21 protein-coding genes, 1 tRNA gene and 1 pseudogene are annotated in these 18,999 nt (G+C 64.7%); 15 read left to right on the top strand and 8 right to left on the bottom strand.

Annotation, left to right across the window (positions count from 1 at the left end):
* Positions 1–3: 3 nt before the first annotated feature.
* Both MHX64_RS01540 and MHX64_RS01535 read left to right on the top strand, forming a co-directional pair.
* Positions 4–798: an NAD(+) diphosphatase gene (locus MHX64_RS01540; RefSeq protein ID WP_239356804.1), complete on the top strand. Its 795-nt coding sequence runs from the start codon at positions 4–6 to the stop codon at positions 796–798.
* Positions 789–2,837, top strand: coding sequence for an ATP-dependent DNA helicase UvrD2 (locus tag MHX64_RS01535; protein WP_239356803.1), 2,049 nt, complete (start codon positions 789–791; stop codon positions 2,835–2,837). Before MHX64_RS01540 ends, MHX64_RS01535 begins: the two co-directional genes overlap by 10 nt.
* Before the next feature lie 8 nt (positions 2,838–2,845).
* Here MHX64_RS01535 and MHX64_RS01530 read toward each other — a convergent pair whose 3' ends face one another.
* Positions 2,846–3,676, bottom strand: a complete 831-nt coding sequence (locus tag MHX64_RS01530) for a hypothetical protein (RefSeq protein WP_239356802.1) — start codon at positions 3,674–3,676, stop codon at positions 2,846–2,848.
* Between the two features lie 42 nt (positions 3,677–3,718).
* Here MHX64_RS01530 and MHX64_RS01525 point away from each other — a divergent pair, with 42 nt between their 5' ends.
* Entirely contained in the window at positions 3,719–4,237 is a 519-nt protein-coding gene (locus MHX64_RS01525; RefSeq protein WP_239356801.1) for a M48 family metallopeptidase, read from the top strand.
* Here the strand turns inward: MHX64_RS01525 and MHX64_RS01520 are convergent.
* Positions 4,234–5,667, bottom strand: coding sequence for a zinc-dependent metalloprotease (locus tag MHX64_RS01520; protein WP_239356800.1), 1,434 nt, complete (start codon positions 5,665–5,667; stop codon positions 4,234–4,236). The genes MHX64_RS01525 and MHX64_RS01520 overlap by 4 nt on opposite strands.
* Positions 5,668–5,768: 101 nt before the next feature.
* On the opposite strand from MHX64_RS01520, the gene MHX64_RS01515 reads away from it, so the two are divergent.
* Positions 5,769–6,842, top strand: a complete 1,074-nt coding sequence (locus MHX64_RS01515; RefSeq protein ID WP_239356798.1) for a PDZ domain-containing protein — start codon at positions 5,769–5,771, stop codon at positions 6,840–6,842.
* Here the strand turns inward: MHX64_RS01515 and MHX64_RS01510 are convergent, their stop codons facing one another.
* Both MHX64_RS01510 and MHX64_RS01505 read right to left on the bottom strand, forming a co-directional pair.
* On the bottom strand, positions 6,843–7,556 hold the full coding sequence (locus MHX64_RS01510) for a hypothetical protein (RefSeq protein ID WP_370642103.1): 714 nt from the start codon (positions 7,554–7,556) through the stop codon (positions 6,843–6,845).
* A 1-nt stretch (position 7,557) separates the two neighbouring features.
* Positions 7,558–8,046, bottom strand: a complete 489-nt coding sequence (locus MHX64_RS01505; protein WP_239356853.1) for a PPA1309 family protein — start codon at positions 8,044–8,046, stop codon at positions 7,558–7,560.
* 172 nt (positions 8,047–8,218) lie between these two features.
* Between MHX64_RS01505 and MHX64_RS01500 the strand changes: the two genes are divergently transcribed.
* A complete protein-coding gene (locus MHX64_RS01500) occupies positions 8,219–11,131 on the top strand; it encodes a UPF0182 family protein (RefSeq protein WP_239356786.1) in 2,913 nt (970 codons plus the stop codon).
* Positions 11,132–11,280: 149 nt separating this feature from the next.
* A tRNA-Met gene (locus MHX64_RS01495) sits at positions 11,281–11,357 on the top strand.
* A gap of 172 nt (positions 11,358–11,529) precedes the next feature.
* Here MHX64_RS01495 and MHX64_RS01490 read toward each other — a convergent pair.
* Positions 11,530–12,720: an IS1249 family transposase gene (locus MHX64_RS01490; RefSeq protein WP_239356851.1), complete on the bottom strand. Its 1,191-nt coding sequence runs from the start codon at positions 12,718–12,720 to the stop codon at positions 11,530–11,532.
* A gap of 162 nt (positions 12,721–12,882) precedes the next feature.
* Positions 12,883–13,074, bottom strand: a pseudogene (locus MHX64_RS01485) (hypothetical protein); the annotation flags it as partial.
* A 132-nt stretch (positions 13,075–13,206) separates the two neighbouring features.
* On the opposite strand from MHX64_RS01485, the gene MHX64_RS01480 reads away from it, so the two are divergent.
* Both MHX64_RS01480 and MHX64_RS01475 read left to right on the top strand, forming a co-directional pair.
* Positions 13,207–13,671, top strand: coding sequence for a MerR family DNA-binding transcriptional regulator (locus MHX64_RS01480; RefSeq protein ID WP_239356784.1), 465 nt, complete (start codon positions 13,207–13,209; stop codon positions 13,669–13,671).
* Between the two features lie 19 nt (positions 13,672–13,690).
* Complete coding sequence (locus tag MHX64_RS01475) at positions 13,691–13,954, top strand: hypothetical protein (protein WP_239356781.1); 264 nt, start codon at positions 13,691–13,693, stop codon at positions 13,952–13,954.
* Positions 13,955–13,998: 44 nt separating this feature from the next.
* On the opposite strand, the gene MHX64_RS01470 is transcribed toward MHX64_RS01475, so the two are convergent.
* Positions 13,999–14,199: a hypothetical protein gene (locus MHX64_RS01470; RefSeq protein WP_239356779.1), complete on the bottom strand. Its 201-nt coding sequence runs from the start codon at positions 14,197–14,199 to the stop codon at positions 13,999–14,001.
* 495 nt (positions 14,200–14,694) lie between these two features.
* Between MHX64_RS01470 and MHX64_RS01465 the strand changes: the two genes are divergently transcribed.
* The 3 genes from MHX64_RS01465 to MHX64_RS01455 all read left to right on the top strand — a co-directional run bounded on the left by MHX64_RS01465 (position 14,695) and on the right by MHX64_RS01455 (position 16,543).
* The gene (locus MHX64_RS01465; RefSeq protein ID WP_239356778.1) at positions 14,695–15,717 is read left to right on the top strand and encodes a DUF4192 domain-containing protein; all 1,023 of its coding nucleotides are present in this window, start codon (positions 14,695–14,697) and stop codon (positions 15,715–15,717) included.
* Positions 15,718–15,876: 159 nt separating this feature from the next.
* Positions 15,877–16,020, top strand: coding sequence for a hypothetical protein (locus tag MHX64_RS01460; protein ID WP_016456431.1), 144 nt, complete (start codon positions 15,877–15,879; stop codon positions 16,018–16,020).
* Between the two features lie 91 nt (positions 16,021–16,111).
* Positions 16,112–16,543, top strand: coding sequence for a single-stranded DNA-binding protein (locus tag MHX64_RS01455; protein WP_239356777.1), 432 nt, complete (start codon positions 16,112–16,114; stop codon positions 16,541–16,543).
* Here MHX64_RS01455 and MHX64_RS01450 read toward each other — a convergent pair.
* Positions 16,540–16,953, bottom strand: a complete 414-nt coding sequence (locus tag MHX64_RS01450; protein WP_239356776.1) for a recombinase family protein — start codon at positions 16,951–16,953, stop codon at positions 16,540–16,542. The two genes, MHX64_RS01455 and MHX64_RS01450, sit on opposite strands and share 4 nt — an antisense overlap.
* Positions 16,954–17,165: 212 nt before the next feature.
* Between MHX64_RS01450 and MHX64_RS01445 the strand changes: the two genes are divergently transcribed.
* The 4 genes from MHX64_RS01445 to MHX64_RS01430 all read left to right on the top strand — a co-directional run bounded on the left by MHX64_RS01445 (position 17,166) and on the right by MHX64_RS01430 (position 18,813).
* The gene (locus MHX64_RS01445) at positions 17,166–17,711 is read left to right on the top strand and encodes a TetR/AcrR family transcriptional regulator (RefSeq protein WP_034666346.1); all 546 of its coding nucleotides are present in this window, start codon (positions 17,166–17,168) and stop codon (positions 17,709–17,711) included.
* Positions 17,708–18,067, top strand: coding sequence for a multidrug efflux SMR transporter (locus tag MHX64_RS01440; protein WP_038610824.1), 360 nt, complete (start codon positions 17,708–17,710; stop codon positions 18,065–18,067). The genes MHX64_RS01445 and MHX64_RS01440 overlap by 4 nt, the downstream gene beginning before the upstream one ends.
* Positions 18,064–18,393 carry a multidrug efflux SMR transporter gene (locus MHX64_RS01435; protein ID WP_034666342.1) on the top strand — a complete coding sequence of 110 codons (330 nt, stop codon included), beginning with the start codon at positions 18,064–18,066 and terminating at the stop codon, positions 18,391–18,393. The genes MHX64_RS01440 and MHX64_RS01435 overlap by 4 nt, the downstream gene beginning before the upstream one ends.
* A 105-nt stretch (positions 18,394–18,498) precedes the next feature.
* A complete protein-coding gene (locus MHX64_RS01430; protein WP_230208643.1) occupies positions 18,499–18,813 on the top strand; it encodes an NIPSNAP family protein in 315 nt (104 codons plus the stop codon).
* The last annotated feature ends 186 nt before the right edge of the window (positions 18,814–18,999 follow it).

Raw genomic sequence — 18,999 nt, 5'->3', positions numbered from 1 at the left:
CGGATGCTGTTGCTCATCGATGCTGCTGGGCGCTTCCCACTCGGTACCGACGGGGAGCCAAAGCTTTTCGACGCACCTCCGGCCGCCACCGAAATCACCTCCCGCGTGCACGTGACCCGCGAGGTCACCGCGGCCCGGGTGCACGGCGTCGACGCGGCAGACCTCGCCGGGCCAGGCGGGGCTACCGGGGACGCGCGCACTCACGCCTGCCACCCGCTGGCGGCACGGGCGGTCGGTTTAGTCAACGCCCGCGAGCGCACCCGTTTCGACCCGGCGGACGGTTCCGAGGTGCGCTGGGGCGACGGCGGCATCGTCGCCCGCGGCGCCACCGGCCGGCCAATCTTCCCGCGGCTGGACCCGTGCGTGATCGGCCTGGTGGAGGACCCGAAAGGCGAGCGGATCCTGCTGGTGGAAAACGCCCGCCGCCCCGGCTACCTCACCCTGGTGGCAGGCTACGTGGATGTCGGCGAGACCCTCGAAGCCGCGTTCGCCCGCGAGGTGTGGGAGGAAACCGGTCGGCGCGTAACCGGCGTGCGCTACCTGCGCTCCCAGCCGTGGCCACTCTCGGGCGCGCTCATGCTCGGCATGGCGGCGCGCACGGCGGACGTCAATGCGCAAGCGCCCACCGACGGCGAGCTGACACGCACCGTGTGGGCCAGCCGCGACGAACTGGACTCTCTCACGCTCGCGGTGGAGGGCACCATCGCCCGCGCGCTCATCGACGACTGGGCGGCCACACGGCCGACACCGCCGACACCGCAGACACCCAACCCGGAAGGAGCACACCCATGGCGATAGACCTCAGCGTGCTGGATGAGGACCAGCGTGTGGCGGCGGAAGCGCCGCGCGGGCCGGTGTGCATCCTCGCCGGCGCGGGCACCGGCAAAACCCGCACGATCACCTACCGCATCGCCAACCTGATCGACCGCGGCCAGGTCGCCCCGAACCGTGTGCTGGCGGTGACGTTTACCAAGCGCGCCGCCGGCGAGATGCGCGACCGCTTGACCGCGATGGGCATCGGCGGGGTGCAGGCGCGCACGTTCCACTCCGCGGCGATGCGCCAGCTGCAGTACTTCTGGCCCCAGATCGCAGGCGATCTGCCGTGGCGGGTGCTGGACAACAAGTTCCCCATCGTCGCGCGCGCCACCCGCGCCGCAGGCCTGGACACGGGCAAGGAAATGGTGCGCGACTTGCTCAGTGAGATCGAGTGGGCGAAGTCATCGGTCATCGGCCCGGAGGACTACGTGCAGCGCATCGCCGACTCCCCACGCACCCCTCCGGCGGACGCGCAGAAGGTCGCGCAGGTCTACCGCTTCTACGAGGAGGCGAAGACCAGCCCGGAGGGCATGCTGATCGATTACGACGACCTGCTCATCCACGTCGCCGGGGCCCTGGAGAACGCGCCGGCGGTGGCGGAGGAGTTCCGCGCGCAGTACCAGTCGTTCGTTGTGGACGAGTACCAGGACGTCACCCCCTTGCAACAGCGCGTGCTGGAGGCCTGGCTGGGCACCCGCGACGACCTGACGGTGGTCGGCGACGCCAACCAGACCATTTACTCGTTTACCGGCGCGACCCCGGATTACCTGTTGAACTTTTCGCGCACGTACGAGCACGCGACCGTGGTGAAGCTGCAGCGTGACTACCGCTCGACGGTGGAGATCACGGACCTGGCCAACACCGTCATCGGCAAGGCCAGCGGCCGCATCGCCGGCACCCGTCTGGAGCTGCAGGGCATGCGCGGGCACGGTCCAGAACCGCAGTTCAACGGCTATGACGACGAGCCCGCGGAGGCCCGCGCGGTGGCGCAGAAGGTGCGCAAGCTGCTGAACGACGGCGTCCCTGCCCGCGAAATCGCCATCTTGTACCGCATCAACGCCCAGTCCGCCGCGTTTGAAGCCGCACTCGCGGACGAGGGGATTGTCTACCAGGTCCGCGGCGGCGAAGGGTTTTTCCAGCGCGCGGAGATCCGCGAGGCGTTCGCGCAGCTGCTGCGTGCTTCCAAGCGCACGGACCTGCCGGACGATCCGGTGCGCATCGCGCGTGCCGCGCTCGCCCCGCTGGGGCTGACGCCGGAGGAACCGGAGGGCGCGAAGGCGCGCGAGCGCTGGCAGTCCCTCAGCGCGCTGGTGGATTTGATCGAGGAGATCGTGCGCACCCGCGAGGCGTCCACCATGGCGGAAGTGCTGGGCTCGTTGCGCCGCCGCGCTGAGGCGAAGCAGCCCCCGGCGGTGGACGGGGTGACGCTGGCCAGCCTGCACGCCGCGAAGGGCCTGGAGTGGGACGCGGTGTTCTTGGTCGGCCTGGTGGAAAAGACGCTGCCGATCTCGCACGCGCTGAAAGCTGGCGACGAGCAGATCGAGGAGGAGCGCCGCCTGTTCTACGTCGGTGTCACCCGTGCGCGCGAGCACCTGCACATGTCATGGTCGCTGGCACGCCAGGAGGGCGGGCACAAAAGCCGCACCCGCTCGCGCTTTTTGGACGGGCTGGTGCCCGAGCTGGAGGTGGAAAAGTCCCCGCAGCGGCTGAAGCGCGCGAAGCGCTGCCGGGTGTGTGGCAACCAGCTGGGCACGCCCGCGGAGAAGTCCCTGGGCCGCCACGAGGAGTGCGAGCCGAACTTCGACGAGGCCGTCTATGCCGCGCTGAAGCGCTGGCGCCTGGACGTCTCCCGCGCCGCGGGCCAACCGGCGTTCGTGGTGTTCACCGACGCCACGCTGATGTCCATCGCGGAGGCCATGCCTGCCGACGAGCGCGAGCTGCTCGGTGTGTCCGGCGTGGGCCCGGTGAAGGTGGACAACTACGGCGCGGGCGTGCTCGAGGTGCTGGAGCAGTTCCGCTAGAAGCACCCCTAAAAACACATTGCGCAGTCCGGGTGCGGCGGCAGCGTCGCCGTGGACACCGGTTCGGGCGCGAACGGGTCCACCACGGTGAGCAGACCGGCGTCCGGCTTTGGCGCGGAGACCCCGGGCGGGTCCGGCACGCCCGCCAAACGCCGCAGGGACATTGCGGCGAAGGCAGCGCCTGCCGCCGCGGCGATGGACTCGCCCTGCACGCTCAGCGGCGCGCGCTGCTCCACCACGGGCCAGTTCGGGTCCCGGTCCAGAAGGTAGAGGCGCACGCACAACGGGCAGGGGCCAGGGCGTGCGCACACCGGGCCCACCACTACGCGCGCGTCCACCTGTGTGACCGGCAGCACTGCGCCCTGGCGCTGCCGGGTGAGCGCGGCGAGCTCGCCGAGCAGGGCAGTGGTGCTCACCGCCGCCACGGGCACCCACGTGTCGCCGCGCAGGAGGAACTTCGACAGCGCCTCGTTGCGCGCTTGCGTGCGCACGTCCAGACCGCACTCGCGAAGCCTGGCGGTCACCGCCGCGGCCAAACGCCCGTGGCCGACCAGCAGCACCTCGGGTTTCACAGCCGGCACGAGCACCCGGTAGCTGAGCAGGTCGTCCACCAAGCTGCGCGCGGCCTCGGCGCCGATGAGCTCGGCGAGTTGCTCCAGCACCCAGCCCAGCCGCCGCGGCCGCATGAGCACCCCCAGAAGTGCAACGACGTCCTTGGCGTTGTCGGTGGTCACTAACCCAGTTCGTGTGGCGTCGGTGCCGAATTGCATGACGTTGTCTGCGCGCAGAAACGGGTGCGCGCCCTGGGCGAGTTTCACCCGTGAGTTGTTGTTGATCATCCCTGCATCCACCCCCGATGCGGGATCCTACAATGCATTGCCATGGCTGGCAGGCAAACGCAGAACAATTCAACGCCGTACCGCGTGATCCGCTCGGCGCGCAGGACGCGCTCGGTGCAGGCGCGGATCGTCGGCGGGGTGGCGGAGATTCGCATCCCCGCGCACTTCACTGACGCACAGGAGCGCGAGGCGGTCACCGAGATGCTGGCCAAGCTCGAGCGCAAAACAAAGGCGCGCCCGCTTGACGACGATTCCCTGCGCACGCGCGCCGATTCCCTGAACACGCACGTCCTGGACGGCCAGGCGCGCATCGGCTCGATCAGGTGGGTGTCCAACCAGCGCTCCCGGTGGGGCTCCTGCACGGTTGCCACCGGCGACATCCGCATCAGCGACCGGTTACAGCAGGTGCCGGACTACGTGCTGGACGCGGTGATCGTGCACGAGCTGACGCACACGTTCATCCCCAACCACAGCGCTAAATTCTACGAGTGGGCGGACAAGGTGCCGTACGCGGAGCGCGCACGCGGCTACCTGGAGGCCTACCAGCGCTTTGGTGCCTAGAGCTCGGTGCCGTCCTCGCGGCCGTCGTCCTTACCGTCGCCGTCCTCGCGCTTGAGCTCCGGGTTGTCGCGCAGCTCCTGCTCGAGCTTGGCAAATTCGTCGTCGAAATCGGTGTCGGGCTGATCATCGAGAAGCGTGTCAATGAAGGCCGCCGGGTTGTCCAGGTGCTCCGCGGACGGCATAAAGTCCGGGTGGTTCCACACCTGGTCGCGGCGCTCGGTGCCCACGGCGGTGTCGATGCGGCGCCACAGCTCGGCGGCGTCGCGGGTGCGCGGGGCACCCAGCTCGATGCCGACGATGTTGGCGAAGGCCTGCTCGGCGGAGCCGCCGGTGGCGCGGCGGCGCGCCCACGCCTCCGCCAGCTGCGGGGTAGACGGGATACGGTCACCGAGAGCCTCAGCCACCACCACGTCGACCCAGCCCTCCACCAGGGCGATCAGCGTCTCCAGACGGGAGGTGGCGCCGGCGTTGCGGGTGCCCACGCGTGGGGAGAGGTCCTCGCCCTGCAGGTTCTGAAGCGCCTCCTGGATCTGCTGCGGGTCGCCGCCTTCCAGGTTCAAGTTGCGGGCGACTTCCTCGATGTGGGAGGTGTCGATCTCAAGACCTGCGGCGTACTCCTCCACGGAGGAGACGATGCGCTCCACCAGCCACGGCACGTGGCGGAACAGGCGCTGGCGGGCGGCCTCGCGGGCGGCGATGTAGACCATCACTTCCTGCCCGGCCAGGTCCAGGCCCTTGGAAATCTCGGTGATGTTTTTCGGCAGCACCGCGGCGGTGCCGGCGGGGGCCACGGGCAGGCCGAAGTCGGTGCCGGTCAGCGCCTGCTGCGCCAGATCGCCCAGCGCGTGGCCGAGTTTCATGCCGAACTGCATGGCGTTCATCTGGTTCATCATCCCGGCCATCGGGCCCATCATCTCCCGGGCCTGCTCCGGCATGGAGTCCAGCTGGGCGCGGTTCATGTGCTCGGCTACCGGGTTAACCAGGCGCTTCCACATCGGCATGGTCTGGTTCAGCCACTGCTCGGCGTTCCACGCCTGCGCCTTCGCGCCACTGGCGGGCAGGTCCGTGGCTTCGTCCAGCCACAGCTCCACTAAGCGCAGGGATTCCTCCGCAGCGCGGGTGTCCGCCTCGGAGACCGGGCTCCCGCCGGAGATGCGCTGGCGCGCCATGCGCGCGGCCAGCTCGAAGTTCACCGCGTCGCCCGCGCCCTGGGCGTTCATGGACGAGCCCATGCCGGAGAGCATCTGGCCCAGCTGGTTAAACACATCGCCTAAGCCGCCCCCGCCGGGCTGGCCCCCGCCGAAGCCGAACGCGGCAAACGGGTTGTTCGCGTCGCCGCGGCCGTTTCCGTCGCCGCCCCGATTGTTGCCGTCGTTTTCGCCGTCATCGTTCGAGTCGTTAGGAAAGGAAAAGCCGAATCCGTTAGTCATGCCAGCCAGAATACAGTCAGCCCGCGATTGCATGGGTTCGCTGAGAGCCAGCAACGGTCCAGCACCAGTACTTCACCCCTCCTGCGCTAGAATCTGCGCCCATGTCCAAAGCACGTGAAGCACGGAACCGGCGGTGGTCGACCCTGGTCTGGGGGGCCATCCCCGTCGTGCTGCTTGCAGGTGCGCTGACCGCGGACCACATCCCGGGCACCGATATCCGCCTGACCGTGCCGTACGCGGCGGAAGGACCGGGGCCCACCTTTGACACGCTCGGCGAGGTCGGCGGCGAGCCCGTCGTTGACATCGAGGGCGCGGAAACGCTGGATACCGGCGGGAAGCTGAACATGACCACCGTGTCCGTGCGCACGAACATGACGCTCGGCCAGGCACTGGGGCGCTGGATCGCCACCAACGACACGATCGTGCCGGTGGAACAGATCATGCCGCCGGATTTGGACGAGGACCAGGTGCGCGAGGTCAACCAGCAAGCGTTTGTCGCCTCCGAGGCGTCCGCGACGGTGGCGGCCATGCACTACCTGGAGCGCCCCACCACGGTGGTGGTGCACGACGTGATGGAAGGCGGCGCCTCCGAGGGGCTCTTACAGCCCGAGGACCTGATCACCGCTATCGCTGGCGAGAAGGTGCAAACGCCGCAGGAAGTCCAGGCCGCCGTGCGCGCCAAGACCCCCGGCGAGGAAATCGAGATCACCGTCGAGCGCGACGGCAGCGAGCGCACCGAGACCGTGGAGCTGGGGGAGAACCCGCACGAGAAGGGCCAGCCCATGCTGGGCATCCTCATGACGTCCGAGCCGGCCGGCGGCATCAGCGTGAACTACAACCTCAACGACATCGGCGGGCCGAGCGCGGGCATGATGTTTTCCCTGGCCGTCATCGACAAGCTCACCCCGGGCGCGCTCAACGGCGGCAAGTTTGTCGCAGGCACCGGCACGATCAATGAGGACGGCGAGGTCGGCCCCATCGGCGGCATCACCCACAAGATTCGCGCGTCCGAAGATGACGGCGCGGAGCTCTTCCTGGCGCCCGCCGGCAACTGCGACGCCGTGAAACGCGTGGACACCGAGCACATGACGGTGGCGAAGGTGGGCAACCTCGCTGAGGCCGTGACAGCGATGGAGGATTTCGCCGCGGGCCGCGACGTGCCCACCTGCGAGTAGCTACTGCTTGGCCAACCCCAGGTCGTAGATGCGCTGGCGCGGATCATCCTGGTCGGTGGAGATCAGCTGCTGCATCACCTGACCGGCCTCGTTGTCCACCACGGTGATGATCGCGGAGGTGCCGAGTGTGGACCAGCCCACCACGCGGTCGCCGTTGTCCTCCACCACGCGCGAGGAGCGCAGCTCGGTCAGAAGCTGCGTCGTCGAGGCGGCCTTGGAGTCGGAGTCGAAGAACTGGAACTGGCCGACGCCATCGCCGGAGCAGTCGAAGGAACCGCTCAAACCGCCCGCGGCGCAGTCGTCGAACTGGTCGAAGAACTCTTCCGGGGCCAATGTGGAGAAGCGCTCGCGCACTTCCTCCAGCGCGTCAGTTTCCTGCTTCTTTCCGCTTGTCGACGTCGCATCCGCCGTGCCCGCAGCAGTCTTCTTCGACGACGATTTCGTGGACGCGGCAGTTGTGGAAGACGACACCGAGCTGGACGCAGTCTCGCTTCGCGTCGACGTCACCGTTGCAGTGTCAGTCTCGGCGCTCGCGCCGGTTTCGGGGCCGGTCTGCTCCGGCTCGCTCGGCGGTGTTTCCGTGGACGTGATCTCCGGTGCGCGGGTATCGGGATCCTCGGAGTCGGAATCGTTGGAGCACGCCGAAAGCGTCAGTGCCGCGGCCGTGGCGGCGGCGATGAGGGAGACGGAGCGGGAAGTAGACACAACCGACATTCTAAACCAGCTCGTCCGGGTCCTGCTCGAGGCCGTAGCGCAGTGCCGCCACAACGCCCGGGGCCACGCCGGGCCCGCCGCGCAGCTCGATGTCGTCCTGGGCGAACGCGCCGCGCTCCTCAAGCTCCTCATCGGTCAGGCGCAGCTGCAGCAGCGTCTGGTCGATGTCCTCATCGCGCAGCACGCCGGAGAACAGGCGCGCCGGGCGCGGCTCGGCGGCCTCGCCGGCGGAGGCGTCCTTAAACACGATCTCCTGGGCCAAGATCACGCCCTGCACTTCGCGCGGCCAGGCGATGCGGGAGACGTACTCGCCCAGTTCCTCGGAGCCGGGCAGGATGTGCTCGGGGAGATCTTGGACTACCAGTGTTAACGGGGAAGAGTCGTCGAGGTGGCCCAGCTCGTCGACAAGCAGTTGCGTCGGCACCAGGCCGAACAGTGTCGGGGGAGCGTCCCACCCCTCCGCGTGGACGAACTCGACGGCCTCCATCATGGCCTTATTTAATGCTTGCTGTTCGCGCACGGGAACCCTCCGGGCAAGTTTGACGTTGGATTATTTAAGCTTGAAGCTTAACTGCGTTGCACACACTAATTCCTAAGGAGCAGGCTTGGCTACCCGCCTCAATCGGCCACAACCACGCGCCAAGAAACCGAACAAGGGGTTGATGACCACCATCGGTGTCTTGGGCCTCATTCTTGTCCTCTTGCCAATGGCAGTCGGGCTGTACACCGACTTCCTGTGGTTCGGGGAGGTGGACTTTAGGGGCGTGTTCAACCGCGTGATCCTGGTCCGCGTGGTGCTGTTTATCATCTTTGCGCTGATCGGCGGCGCGATCACCTGGATTGCCGCCCGGCTGGCGTGGCGCGGCAGGCCCCAGGAGCAGGCCGCGCCGTTCGACCAGGCCGCGCAGTACCGCCAGCAGGTGCAGCAGAGCGTGCGCGGCATGCTGGTGTGGGTGCCGGTTGTCGTGGCCATCCTGTCCGGCCTGGCCGGCCAGCGCATGTGGCGCGTGTTCATGCTCTGGTTCAACGGCGGCGAATTCGGCTCCACCGACGCGCAGTTTGGCAAGGACTTGGGCTTCTACGCGTTTACCCTGCCCGGTATTTCCGCAGTGGTGGACACGCTTTCCATGCTGCTTCTGGTGGCGTTTTTGGTCGCAGCGGTAGGCCACTACCTGCTGGGAGGCATCCGCATTGGCAACAAGGTCTCCGGCATCTCCGGCCACATCAGCAAAGACGCGCGTATTCAGCTCGCCGTCACCGCTGGCCTGTGGATGCTGCTGAAGGCCGTAAGCTACTGGCTGGAGCGCTACTACCTGCTCTACAGCGAAAACGACATCTTCACCGGTGCCTCCTACACCACCGTCAACGCGATGCTGCCGGCGAAGATCATCCTCACCGTCATCGCCGTGGTGGTCGCCGCCGCGTTCTTCGCCTCCATCGTCTACCGCGACTTCCGCGTGCCCGTGCTGGCCACCGTGCTGATGCTGTTGTCCTCCCTGGTGGTGGGCAACGTGTGGCCGGCGCTGATGGAGCAGTTCTCCGTCAAGCCGAACCGCCAGGCTAAGGAGTACGAGTACATCGGCCGCAACATCGAGGCCACCCGCGAGGCGTACGGGCTTACCGACGACAACGTGACCTACCTGGAGGACTGGGGCGCAGGTAACACCTCCAACTCGGACGTCGCCTCCGACGCGGCCACGATTTCCAACCTGCGCCTTCTGGACCCGGAGATCATCTCCCCGACGTTTACCCAGAACCAGCAGCTGCGTAACTTCTACGGCTTTCCGGACCAGCTGGCCATGGACCGCTACGAGGTGGACGGCGAGATGCGCGACTACGTGGTGGCCGCGCGTGAGATGAACCCGAACGCGCTGAGTGAAAACCAGCTCGACTGGATTAACCGCCACACGGTGTACACCCACGGCAACGGCTTTGTGGCCGCGCAGGCCAACACCGTGGACGAGGCGGCGCAGGACGCCGGCTCCACCCGTGGCGGCCTGCCCATCTTCACGGTGTCCGACCTGCAGTCCAACGCCGCCGCAAAGGCCTCCGAGGACGCGGAGGAGCTGGGCATTAAGGTCGACGAGCCTCGCATCTACTACGGTCCGGTGATCGCCTCTGCTGAGGACGGCTTGGACTACGCCATTGTGGGCGAGACCGGCCAGGGCCCGGTGGAGTACGACACGGACAACTCCACCTACACCTACGACGGCAAGGGCGGCGTGGACATCGGCAACATCTTCAACCGCCTCGCCTACACGGTGAAATACCAGGAGCTGAACTTCTTGCTGTCCGACCGCGTCGGCGGCGACTCTAAGGTGCTCTACGACCGCGACCCGCGCACCCGCGTGGAGAAGGTCGCCCCGTGGCTGACCACGGACTCCAAGACCTACCCGGCCGTGGTGGACGGCCGCGTGAAGTGGATCGTGGACGGCTACACCACCCTGTCCCAGATGCCGTACTCCACACGCAACTCCCTGCAGGACACCACCCAGGACGCCCTGAACCCGGACGGCACCACCCAGCGTTTGATCACCGACAACGTCGGCTACATCCGCAACTCCGTCAAGGCCACCGTGGACGCCTACGACGGCTCCGTGGAGCTCTACGCCTTCGACGAATCCGACCCGGTGCTCAAGGCATGGCAGGGCATCTTCCCGGACACGGTGCGCCCGGCGTCCGACATCTCGGATTCTCTGCGCGAGCACCTGCGCTACCCGGAGGACCTGTTCAAGGTCCAGCGCGACCTTTTGGCGCGCTACCACGTGGACGACCCGGGCGTGTTCTTCAACAACGACGCCTTCTGGTCCGTGCCGAACGACCCGACCGCCCCTGAGGGCCGCGGCCAGCTGAACCAGCCGCCGTACTACGTCGTGGCGGCGGACCCGGAGACGGACAAGCCGTCGTTCCAGCTGATTACCCCGTTCCGTGGTCTGAACCGCGAGTTCCTGTCCGCGCACATGGCGGTGTCCTCCGACCCGGAGACGTACGGCGACATCACCGTGCGCGTGCTGCCGACGAACAAGCAGACCCAGGGCCCGAAGCAGGCGCAGGACGCCCTGATGTCCTCCGACCAGGTCGCCCGCGACCGCACGCTGTGGGAGGGCACCAACGACCTGAAGAACGGCAACCTGCTCACCCTGCCGGTGGGCGGCGGCGAGATCCTCTACGTCGAGCCGATCTACTCGCAGCGCAAGGACCAGGCATCCGCCTTCCCGAAGCTGCTGCGCGTGCTGGTGTTCTACCGCGGCCAGGTGGGCTACGCCCCGACGATCTCCCAGGCGCTTGACCAGGTTGGCATCCACTCGGAGGCTGCCCAGGACATCGACGTTGTGGACGAGAACGCCGGCGGCGACGCCAAGCCGGAAGGTGAGAACCAGGAGGCGAAGCCGGAAGGCGAGGCCCAGCCGGAGGAGAACAGCGACGCTCCGCAGGTGAACAAGGACGAGGCGATGAACAACATCAACGACGCCCTGCGCAACCTGGAGAGCGCACGCGACGGCTCCTTCGAGGAGTACGGCCGCGCCCTGGACCAGCTGGACCGTGCCGTGGCCGAGTACCAGCGGGCCCAGTAAGCACGATCCGCGCACGCGCGCCACTTGAGCACAAAAACGATAGCGCCAAACCTCCAATGAGCAGGAGGTTTGGCGCTATTAGTTGGTGTATGTATAGTAATCCCACGTTGCCGGTTAAGGCGACAGGCGATAATCACATAAACGCCCGACGCGGGGTGGAGCAGCTCGGTAGCTCGCTGGGCTCATAACCCAGAGGTCGTAGGTTCGAATCCTGCCCCCGCTACCAAGATAAGGCCCCTACCAGTGGAAACGCTGGTAGGGGCCTTCTTCATTTTGTGATCGGATCGCCATTTGGTGCACTAGCTGGTGCACTAGGGTCAAAATCCTGCACCAAACGGAACTGCGGGTTAAGTAGCAAAAAGTGTGTCCGCTCGGCGTGTCGCCGGGCGGACATTGTTTTATTGCATGGGGCCTTTGCGGATTCCTATGTTGTGTTGGTATTCGGTTGGGATAGCGTTGTCGTAGAAGGCTGGTCGTCCTGTTTCTTGGTCGGCTGTGTTGTGGTCTTCTGGGACGAGATCGGGAACTTTGGCGAGTTGATCTTGTCCGTAATTGCACTGCCTGGCGATCTCGAGTGGGTCGTCAGGCAGCTGCGTTTTCGAGTGCAGGTACCACTCGAGCATCTTGCGTTGTCGTTCCCCGGATCTGCCGCGGTGGGCGTCTGCGATGCGTTTGAGTTGTGCGTTGACTCCGCCTTCTAGGCTGTTTGTGGTTGCTGCCCACCGGGCCGGTTCGAGTGCTTCTGGCGGGGGTTGGAGATAGGCAAACAGCCAGTTGTTGCGCGATAAGTGTAAAAGCGAGTTGTATGCCTTTCGGACCCGGATATGTGTGAATTCCCATTGGTGGCTGGGGGTGCGGCGCTCTTTGGGTACGGGTGTTTTCTCGTTCAGGAAGTCCTTGTAGACCACCCCGAACTCGTGCAGTCTGATGGTCCACTGGCGTGCCTGGTCCAAGGTGGTGATCTTGGTCAGTTTCAGCGCTAGGGCATAGATCGCTTTGCCAGCGTCGGTGCGGGGCCGTGATGTGGTGTAGCGACGGATGACGCGTTGGGCGTGGACGAGGCAGCGCTGGATCATGGTGGTGGGCCAGCAGGCTTTGATCGCTGAGTAGGCGCCTTGTCCGCCGTCGAGGACGACGCATAACGGTTGGGCGATACCGCGCAGCAGTTGTGTGTAAGCGTGGGTTGATTCAGTTCTGGCCCAGTGCCAGGCGATGACGTGGTCGTAGCTTGCTGCTACGAGCAGGCAGCCGGCGTCGGTGTAGGTGCCGTCGATGAAGATCTGGTCGTAGACCCTGTTGGGGTCTGGGGTGTTGGGAACATCGATGAGCCATAACGGTTCGAATCGGCGGTCGAGGGTCCATCTGCTGACTCCGGCATCGCAGGCGATCTCGGTTAGCGACCTCGTGGAGGTCACGTATCGGTGAAACGCTTTGAAGTCGCGGGGTTTAGTCAGATCAGGCCGACGGTAGGTGGTGGACGATCCGCAGTCAGGGTTTTTGCATCGCCATCTGGTCGTTCCGTTTGTGGTGGTGCCGTTTTTCTTCATTTGCCCAGTACATACGGGGCATCGTGGTCTGTTTGGTGTCACCGGCAAAGCTAACCAGCATCCAGCTACCACACTGAAGCGCCGTTCCGGCGGATTGAACGAGAAACGGGCCCGAATAAGGACTAAATCCTTATTCAAGCCCGATTTGTATAGTCTGATCTGCGGAAATCGCAAGAATCAGACACACATTCTGCTACTTAACCCGCCTTGGAGGAACGCGGAATAGGTCTCGTTGATCAGGCGCCTGCTCTCAGATGCGATCGTGCCGAAGGCGAGGCTGGACTTTCCTGACCCTGACAGGCCTGCGAAGACGGTCAGCTTGCGCTTGGGGATATCGACATCGACACCCCTGAGGTTGTGGCTGTGTGCTCCTCGGACGCGGATGACAACCGGCATTGACGAACCTGCCGTGATCGGGCTTGATGACTCTCTGACATGATGACTCATGTACATCAATCGTATCTCTGAACGAGCTGTTGATACTTTGCGCTGATTCCTGCGGTCAGGCGGTGGTAAAGTCTCAATACCATGAGAAGCCTCCGACCTGCCGACCTGGCGCGAGAGCATGGCCTGTCCACTCAGGCGGTGCGCAACTACGAGCGCAACGGCTGCCTCCCACCCGCCGATCGGACGCCGACGGGCTACCGGATCTACACGGACGTGCACGCCGCAGCTCTGCGCGCCTATGTCGCCCTCGTTCGCGGGTTCGGGCACGCTAGTGCCAGGTCGATCATGCAGGCGGTCCATCAAGGCAGGACCGACGACGCTCTGGCAGTGATCGATGCCGGGCACGAGCAACTCATGCGCGACCGCGCAACTCTGAGTACTGTGCGCGAAGCTGTGGAGCACATCTCTGCCGAAGTTGACGCCGTCGTCGTTGCGTCCAGCGCAACCAGTTTCCGCTCAATCGGAGAGCTGGCGTATGCGCTGGATCTGAGCCCGGCAACCGTGCGAACGTGGGAGCGAGCTGGCATCCTCGACCCCCCAGCGTGACCCCGCCACCGGATACCGGGTGTATGCGAACGACGATGTTCGCGATGCCCGCCTCGCCCACCTACTGCGTCGGGGCGGCTACCTGCTCGACCAGATCGCGGTAGTGATTGGGCAGATACGCTCGGCCGGCGGCACGGATGAACTCTCGAAGACTGTCGGAGACTGGCAAGCTAAACTGACCGCACAAGGCATCGCCATGCTCAAGGCTTCGGCAAAGCTCAGCGAGTACCTCGATATCGCCGCCGACGACGAGGGTTGCGGGCGGAGCATGACATCCAGCTGACCTCCATCCCCTGAGGCAATCGCTGGACCTAGGGGATGCGGTAGTCAGGAGAGGGACCAGTGTCCGACCTCGCGGTACGTGGAGTCCATGACAGCTTCGTGATGCGGCTTGTCGAACGAGTAGTGCTTGAGGTTGCCGGCCCAGTAGCGCAGTACGCGCCCAAGCTCTTCCGCTGGGTCGCCCGCGACGGTCTCAAGATTCACTTCGAGTCGGAAGGTCTGAATGTTCGTTGGTTCATCGTTCATAGCCTTCACCTTAACATTGAATGAGCTATTGAAGCTTGCTGTGTGATCTAGCGTGCATCTATGGGTGCTGCGGGGCGCAAAGTTTAAAACCCGCCCCGACCTCAGGTGACTTTGTGCGCTCAGAGCTCGATGGGGAGGCTGTCGACGAGATTGACGACCGGGCCCGTCCCGCGTTACCGGTGAGGAGTTAGCCGAGATCAGGAGCTGCGGTCCGAGGATGAGCGGTCACGGGAGTCGGCAGTTCGAGGAAAGCAACTGCGAACTGCTGTGCAAGTCTCACAACCGCGCCAAAGGTAACGCTTAACCAGCGGCGACGCGGGGATCTAACAATGCTGCGTCGCTAGCGCTCGCACCCAGCGAGCGAGCATCAGGCTGCGCTAGCGACGCTCAGCACGCTTCAGGTGCGGTGGTGCCGTGGCAGGGCGCGACCGGCAGAGCCGGACCGAATACGGGATTGGCCACGTCCACCCCGTATTCGTGCAAAGGAGCACTGCCATGTCCACTCATTCCCACACGCTTGCATCTCACGGCGAGATCCTCGCGAACCTCCCCGGCATCCTCGGCTTTTACCCGAACAACTCGCTGATCCTCGCGTTCTTCGTCGACGACGAGGGCGTCGACACCGTTCGCCTCGGCCCGGTCGCGCGGTTCGACCTGGACGAAGCTGTTGCAAAGCTCACCGAGAGCCGCGAGCGGTTCGCAGCCTGGGTCCACCACCTCGAACTCGACGCGGTTATCGCGTACATGATCAGCGACGACATTGCGCAGCCGGTCTTCGACGAGACGGCCACGTACCTCACCAGCGGGGCAGTGCACCTACCGCCGCTGCTCGGGGTGGTGCAGGTGCCCGAGATCGTCACTGGGGCTGCGTGGTGGTCTGTGTATCAGCACCCGCTCATCGACGAGCCGCGCCACGGCGTTGTCGGCGAGGTCGCCGCATCGGCGGCGCTGCGCCAGATGCTAGAGCACACCGGCGAGCTGCCGGAGCCGAGCAAGGACGACATCGAGGCACGGTTGAACAGCACCGATCACGGCATCGACGCCGCCGAGTACGCCGACATCATCGAAGACGCGCTGGCCTTTGTCCCGCCCGTGTTTCCCGACATGCTGCAGCGTGAATACGAACAGGCGGCGGCAGGGATCACCCAGCCGAGCACTCGTGCCGTTCGATCGGCGCTGAAATGCTTCACCACGCCGCGCTTGCGAGACACGCTGCTTGCAGCACTGCTCGATGACCCGCAGGCGGGCCTTGCGTTCATAGAGAAGGTTATGCGCGCTGTCCCGACCAGCTGGCCAGGGATGCGCGCGCAGCTCACCGCCACCGTTGCCGTGCTCGCGCACGCCACAGGCCAGCCGGGACTAGCTGGCGTGGCTGCGCAGCGAGCCACCGAGATCGGGCCAGACGAGAACTTCCCGTCGTTGGTCGCGAAGCTGACCGACATCGGCCAGGGCGAGCGGATGGTTGAACTCGTTCGCGAGGGCGCTGAGAAGACCCGCACGATACTGTTCGCCGAGTAACACCACACACCCCGTTGCAGCGATGCAACGGGGTTTCTTTTTCTCGTCGGCCGTGGCTTGCGACGACAGACACCTCAACGAGGTAGGGGAGCGACCTCTAGACAGCAGAGCTGTCTCCAACAGACGGATTGACCATCAATCCGAACAAGGAGGCACCTGATGCGCGACATCACCCACACCGACCTGGAACTGCTCTACCAGCTCGCCGACGGCATCGACGGCGAGGACGCCGATCCAGGCGCAGCGCAAGAACTGCGCGACCTAGAGGCGGCAGGCACACCGCTGCCCTGGGCAGTGCTGTAACGACAGCGCAACCACCCCGCAGCAGCAAAGCCGCTGCTTAAGTACCCAAATTGCACGGCAAATCACACCCACTCACATAAGGAGAACCATCATGTCCAACCCCTTCAACAACGGCACCATCGTCGGCAACGCAGCTCGCGCACCGAAGCTGTTCGAGCACGCAAACGGTGGCGCGACGGTGAAACTCAGCGTCTATGCGCGCAACACCTTCAAGAACAAGGCCACCGGCAAGGTCGAGTCCGAGATCGTGGAGCTGACCGGCTACGTCCAGGACGCGAAGAACCCCGGCGTGTTCGGCTGCATCGGCTCCGGCGACCGCGTCGCGGTGAGCTACTCGCTGAAAACCGACGTCTACACCGACAAGGACGGTGTGAAGCACTACCCGCTGGTCGCACGCATCGACACGGTGCAGCTGATCGACTCCAAGAAGGAGTCCGCTGCACGCGCTGCCCGTCGCGGTGGCGAGGCGGCGAACGCCGCCCTGGCTGGCGCCGGCGCCGACAACGACGAAGCACCGTTCTAACGACAACACCCCGCAGGGAAACCTGCGGGGTTATTTTTTTCAACTATTTCACGGTGTTGATCCAGCTCTTTCACGGCCATACCCAACTGAACAAAACCCAACAGCCCTAGCATCAGCTTGGCGATCGGGGTGGAGTCTTTTGAGTAGGTCTGTCCCTCCTTGAGGAGCTTCACCGACACTCCTTTGCTGACTAGCTCGTCAACAATGGCGTACAGATCCGTCAGTGAACGCGCGCACTGATCCATCGACGTGACGACAAGCTGATCTCCTGCACGGACATATCGCATTGCTTCATCAAGTCCAGGGCGCTCACGCGATCCACCACTGGCCTTATCCGTGTAATAGGTGAAGACCTTCTCTGCCTTGAGTTGTTCAATCTGACGATCAAGGTTCTGATCTTTCGAACTCACCCGGGCATAGTCCACCTTTTGTCCTGAGATCGCCCCCCAACTGTTCAGTGATCTCCAGAGGCAGTGACGGTTCTGTTCCGTTAGTCTTGGAACTAACCCTAGCGAACAGGAAGTTTTTTCATTCACAAATTGTTCGCTTGGGGTGTACCCCAGGTGCCCCTACCAGCGCCCGCAGTTGAAGGCTTCACCTACCAAATGGTAAAATTAGCTATATGCGAACCAGTCAGCGCTCCGAGATCCTGGAAGCTGCCCTCCGCGTCATGAACGCAGCGGAGGGTGGCGACATTACCCTTGACGCAGTGGCCCACGAGGCCGGGCTCACCAAACCGGGATTGCTATATCACTTCCGCAACCGCGACGTACTGCTCGCCGCGATCGTCGACCACGCTGCGGCCAACGTCGAGAACGACATGACTGCCACCCTTGGCAAGCCCCTCGAGAACGCCAACGCCACCGAGCGGCTCCTGAGCTACGTTCACGTCGCCGCCCACGGGGCCGCCAAGCGCGCCGAGTTCATCATCTGGGGCCAAGCGACGTACCGGCCCGAACTCACCGAACCGTGGACTACGCGGATGGGCCGCTGGCTCGAACTCCCGGACGATCTCGACGCCGCCACCCGAGCCAGGCTGACCACCGCCCGACTCGCCGCCGACGGACTCTGGGGCGCCCAGGCCACAGGTGTGTCCACCCTCCACGGCGCGGATCTCGAAGCCGTCGTCTCCAGCATTCGCTCCCTGATCGAAGGAACAACCCCATGAAGCAGTGGTTCCTGCTCGCTGGTGCCATCACTACCGAAGTGGCGGCGACGCTGTCTCTCAAGGCGGCGCTCAATCACCCATCCTGGTACATCGTGGTTGCTGCCGGATACATCGGCGCTTTCGTCTTCCTCACCTTCTGCCTGCGCGAAGGAATGCAGATCGGCGTCGCCTATGGCATCTGGGGAGCCAGCGGGGTCGTGCTCGCCGCTGTGCTATCCGCCGCGATTTTCGGTGAACCTCTGACTGCTGTGATGGGTCTTGGAATGGTTCTGATCATCAGCGGTGTCCTCACCGTCGAACTCGGCTCCCAGAAAGCTCAGCAAACCGCAGCCCAGGAAGCAGGAGTCAACTCATGAGATGGATCTTCCTCGCAGGCGCCATCTTGTCCGAAGTCGTCGCGACCATGTCGCTACGAGCCTCCGACGGTGGCCGGGTGAAGAAATGGTTCATCGGCGTCATCGCGGGGTATCTCGTGGCGTTCGTCGCCTTAAGTCTCGCCTTGGCCGACGGCATGGCCCTTGGCGTCGCCTACGGCATCTGGGCAGCATCCGGCGTAGCTCTCACCGCGATCCTCGCCCGGGTCATCTTCCACGAACCCCTCACCCGAACCATGGCCCTCGGCATCCTCTTCATCGCCGTCGGAGTTCTCACCGTTGAAATCGGCGCCAACTTGGCGAACTGACGCATTTCCGCAGGTAAACCAGGCAGATTGGTGTGCCCCAGGTGCACCACGAGGCGCACAGACAAAGGCTCCCCAATGAGCGCCTGTGGGCCTAGCGTTGTGGATGTGATCACCTGTGTCGTCCACTACACCATCGACCCCGACCAGATCGCGGCCTTTGAACAGTTCGCCCGCGCTTGGATGCGGCATGTCGACGAACACGGCGGCACCCACCACGGGTACTACCTACCCGCGGAAGGTGTGAGTGACCGTGCGGAATCCCTGTTCAGCTTCCCCAGCCTGGCTGCCTACGAGCAGTACCGCACCTTGTTCGGCACCCACCCGGACTTCATCGCCGCTGACCGGATTCGAGACGAGTCCGGGTGCGTCCTGCGGTACGAGCGCACCTTCATGCGGCCGCTCCTACCCCAGGGACACTGAAAGGGACTCCGGCAGCACGCTCGGCACAACCCACAACGCCGCAGGTCAGCGCGTACAGATGGGTGTACCCCAAAAGCCTCATGTCTCGATTATGCCTCACAAACCCCTACCGAGCACCACCCTGCGACAACTTAGGGCGAGACGCTTTAGTGAGACGGGGAGGAGGCCAATTGCCCCATGAAACGG

Origin of the sequence: Corynebacterium sp. ACRPZ (assembly GCF_022346205.1) — a bacterium.
GTDB classification, from domain to species: Bacteria; Actinomycetota; Actinomycetes; order Mycobacteriales; family Mycobacteriaceae; genus Corynebacterium; species Corynebacterium lehmanniae.
The sequence above is the reverse complement of the archived record's forward strand: the minus strand, read 5'-3'. Positions and strand labels throughout refer to the sequence as shown.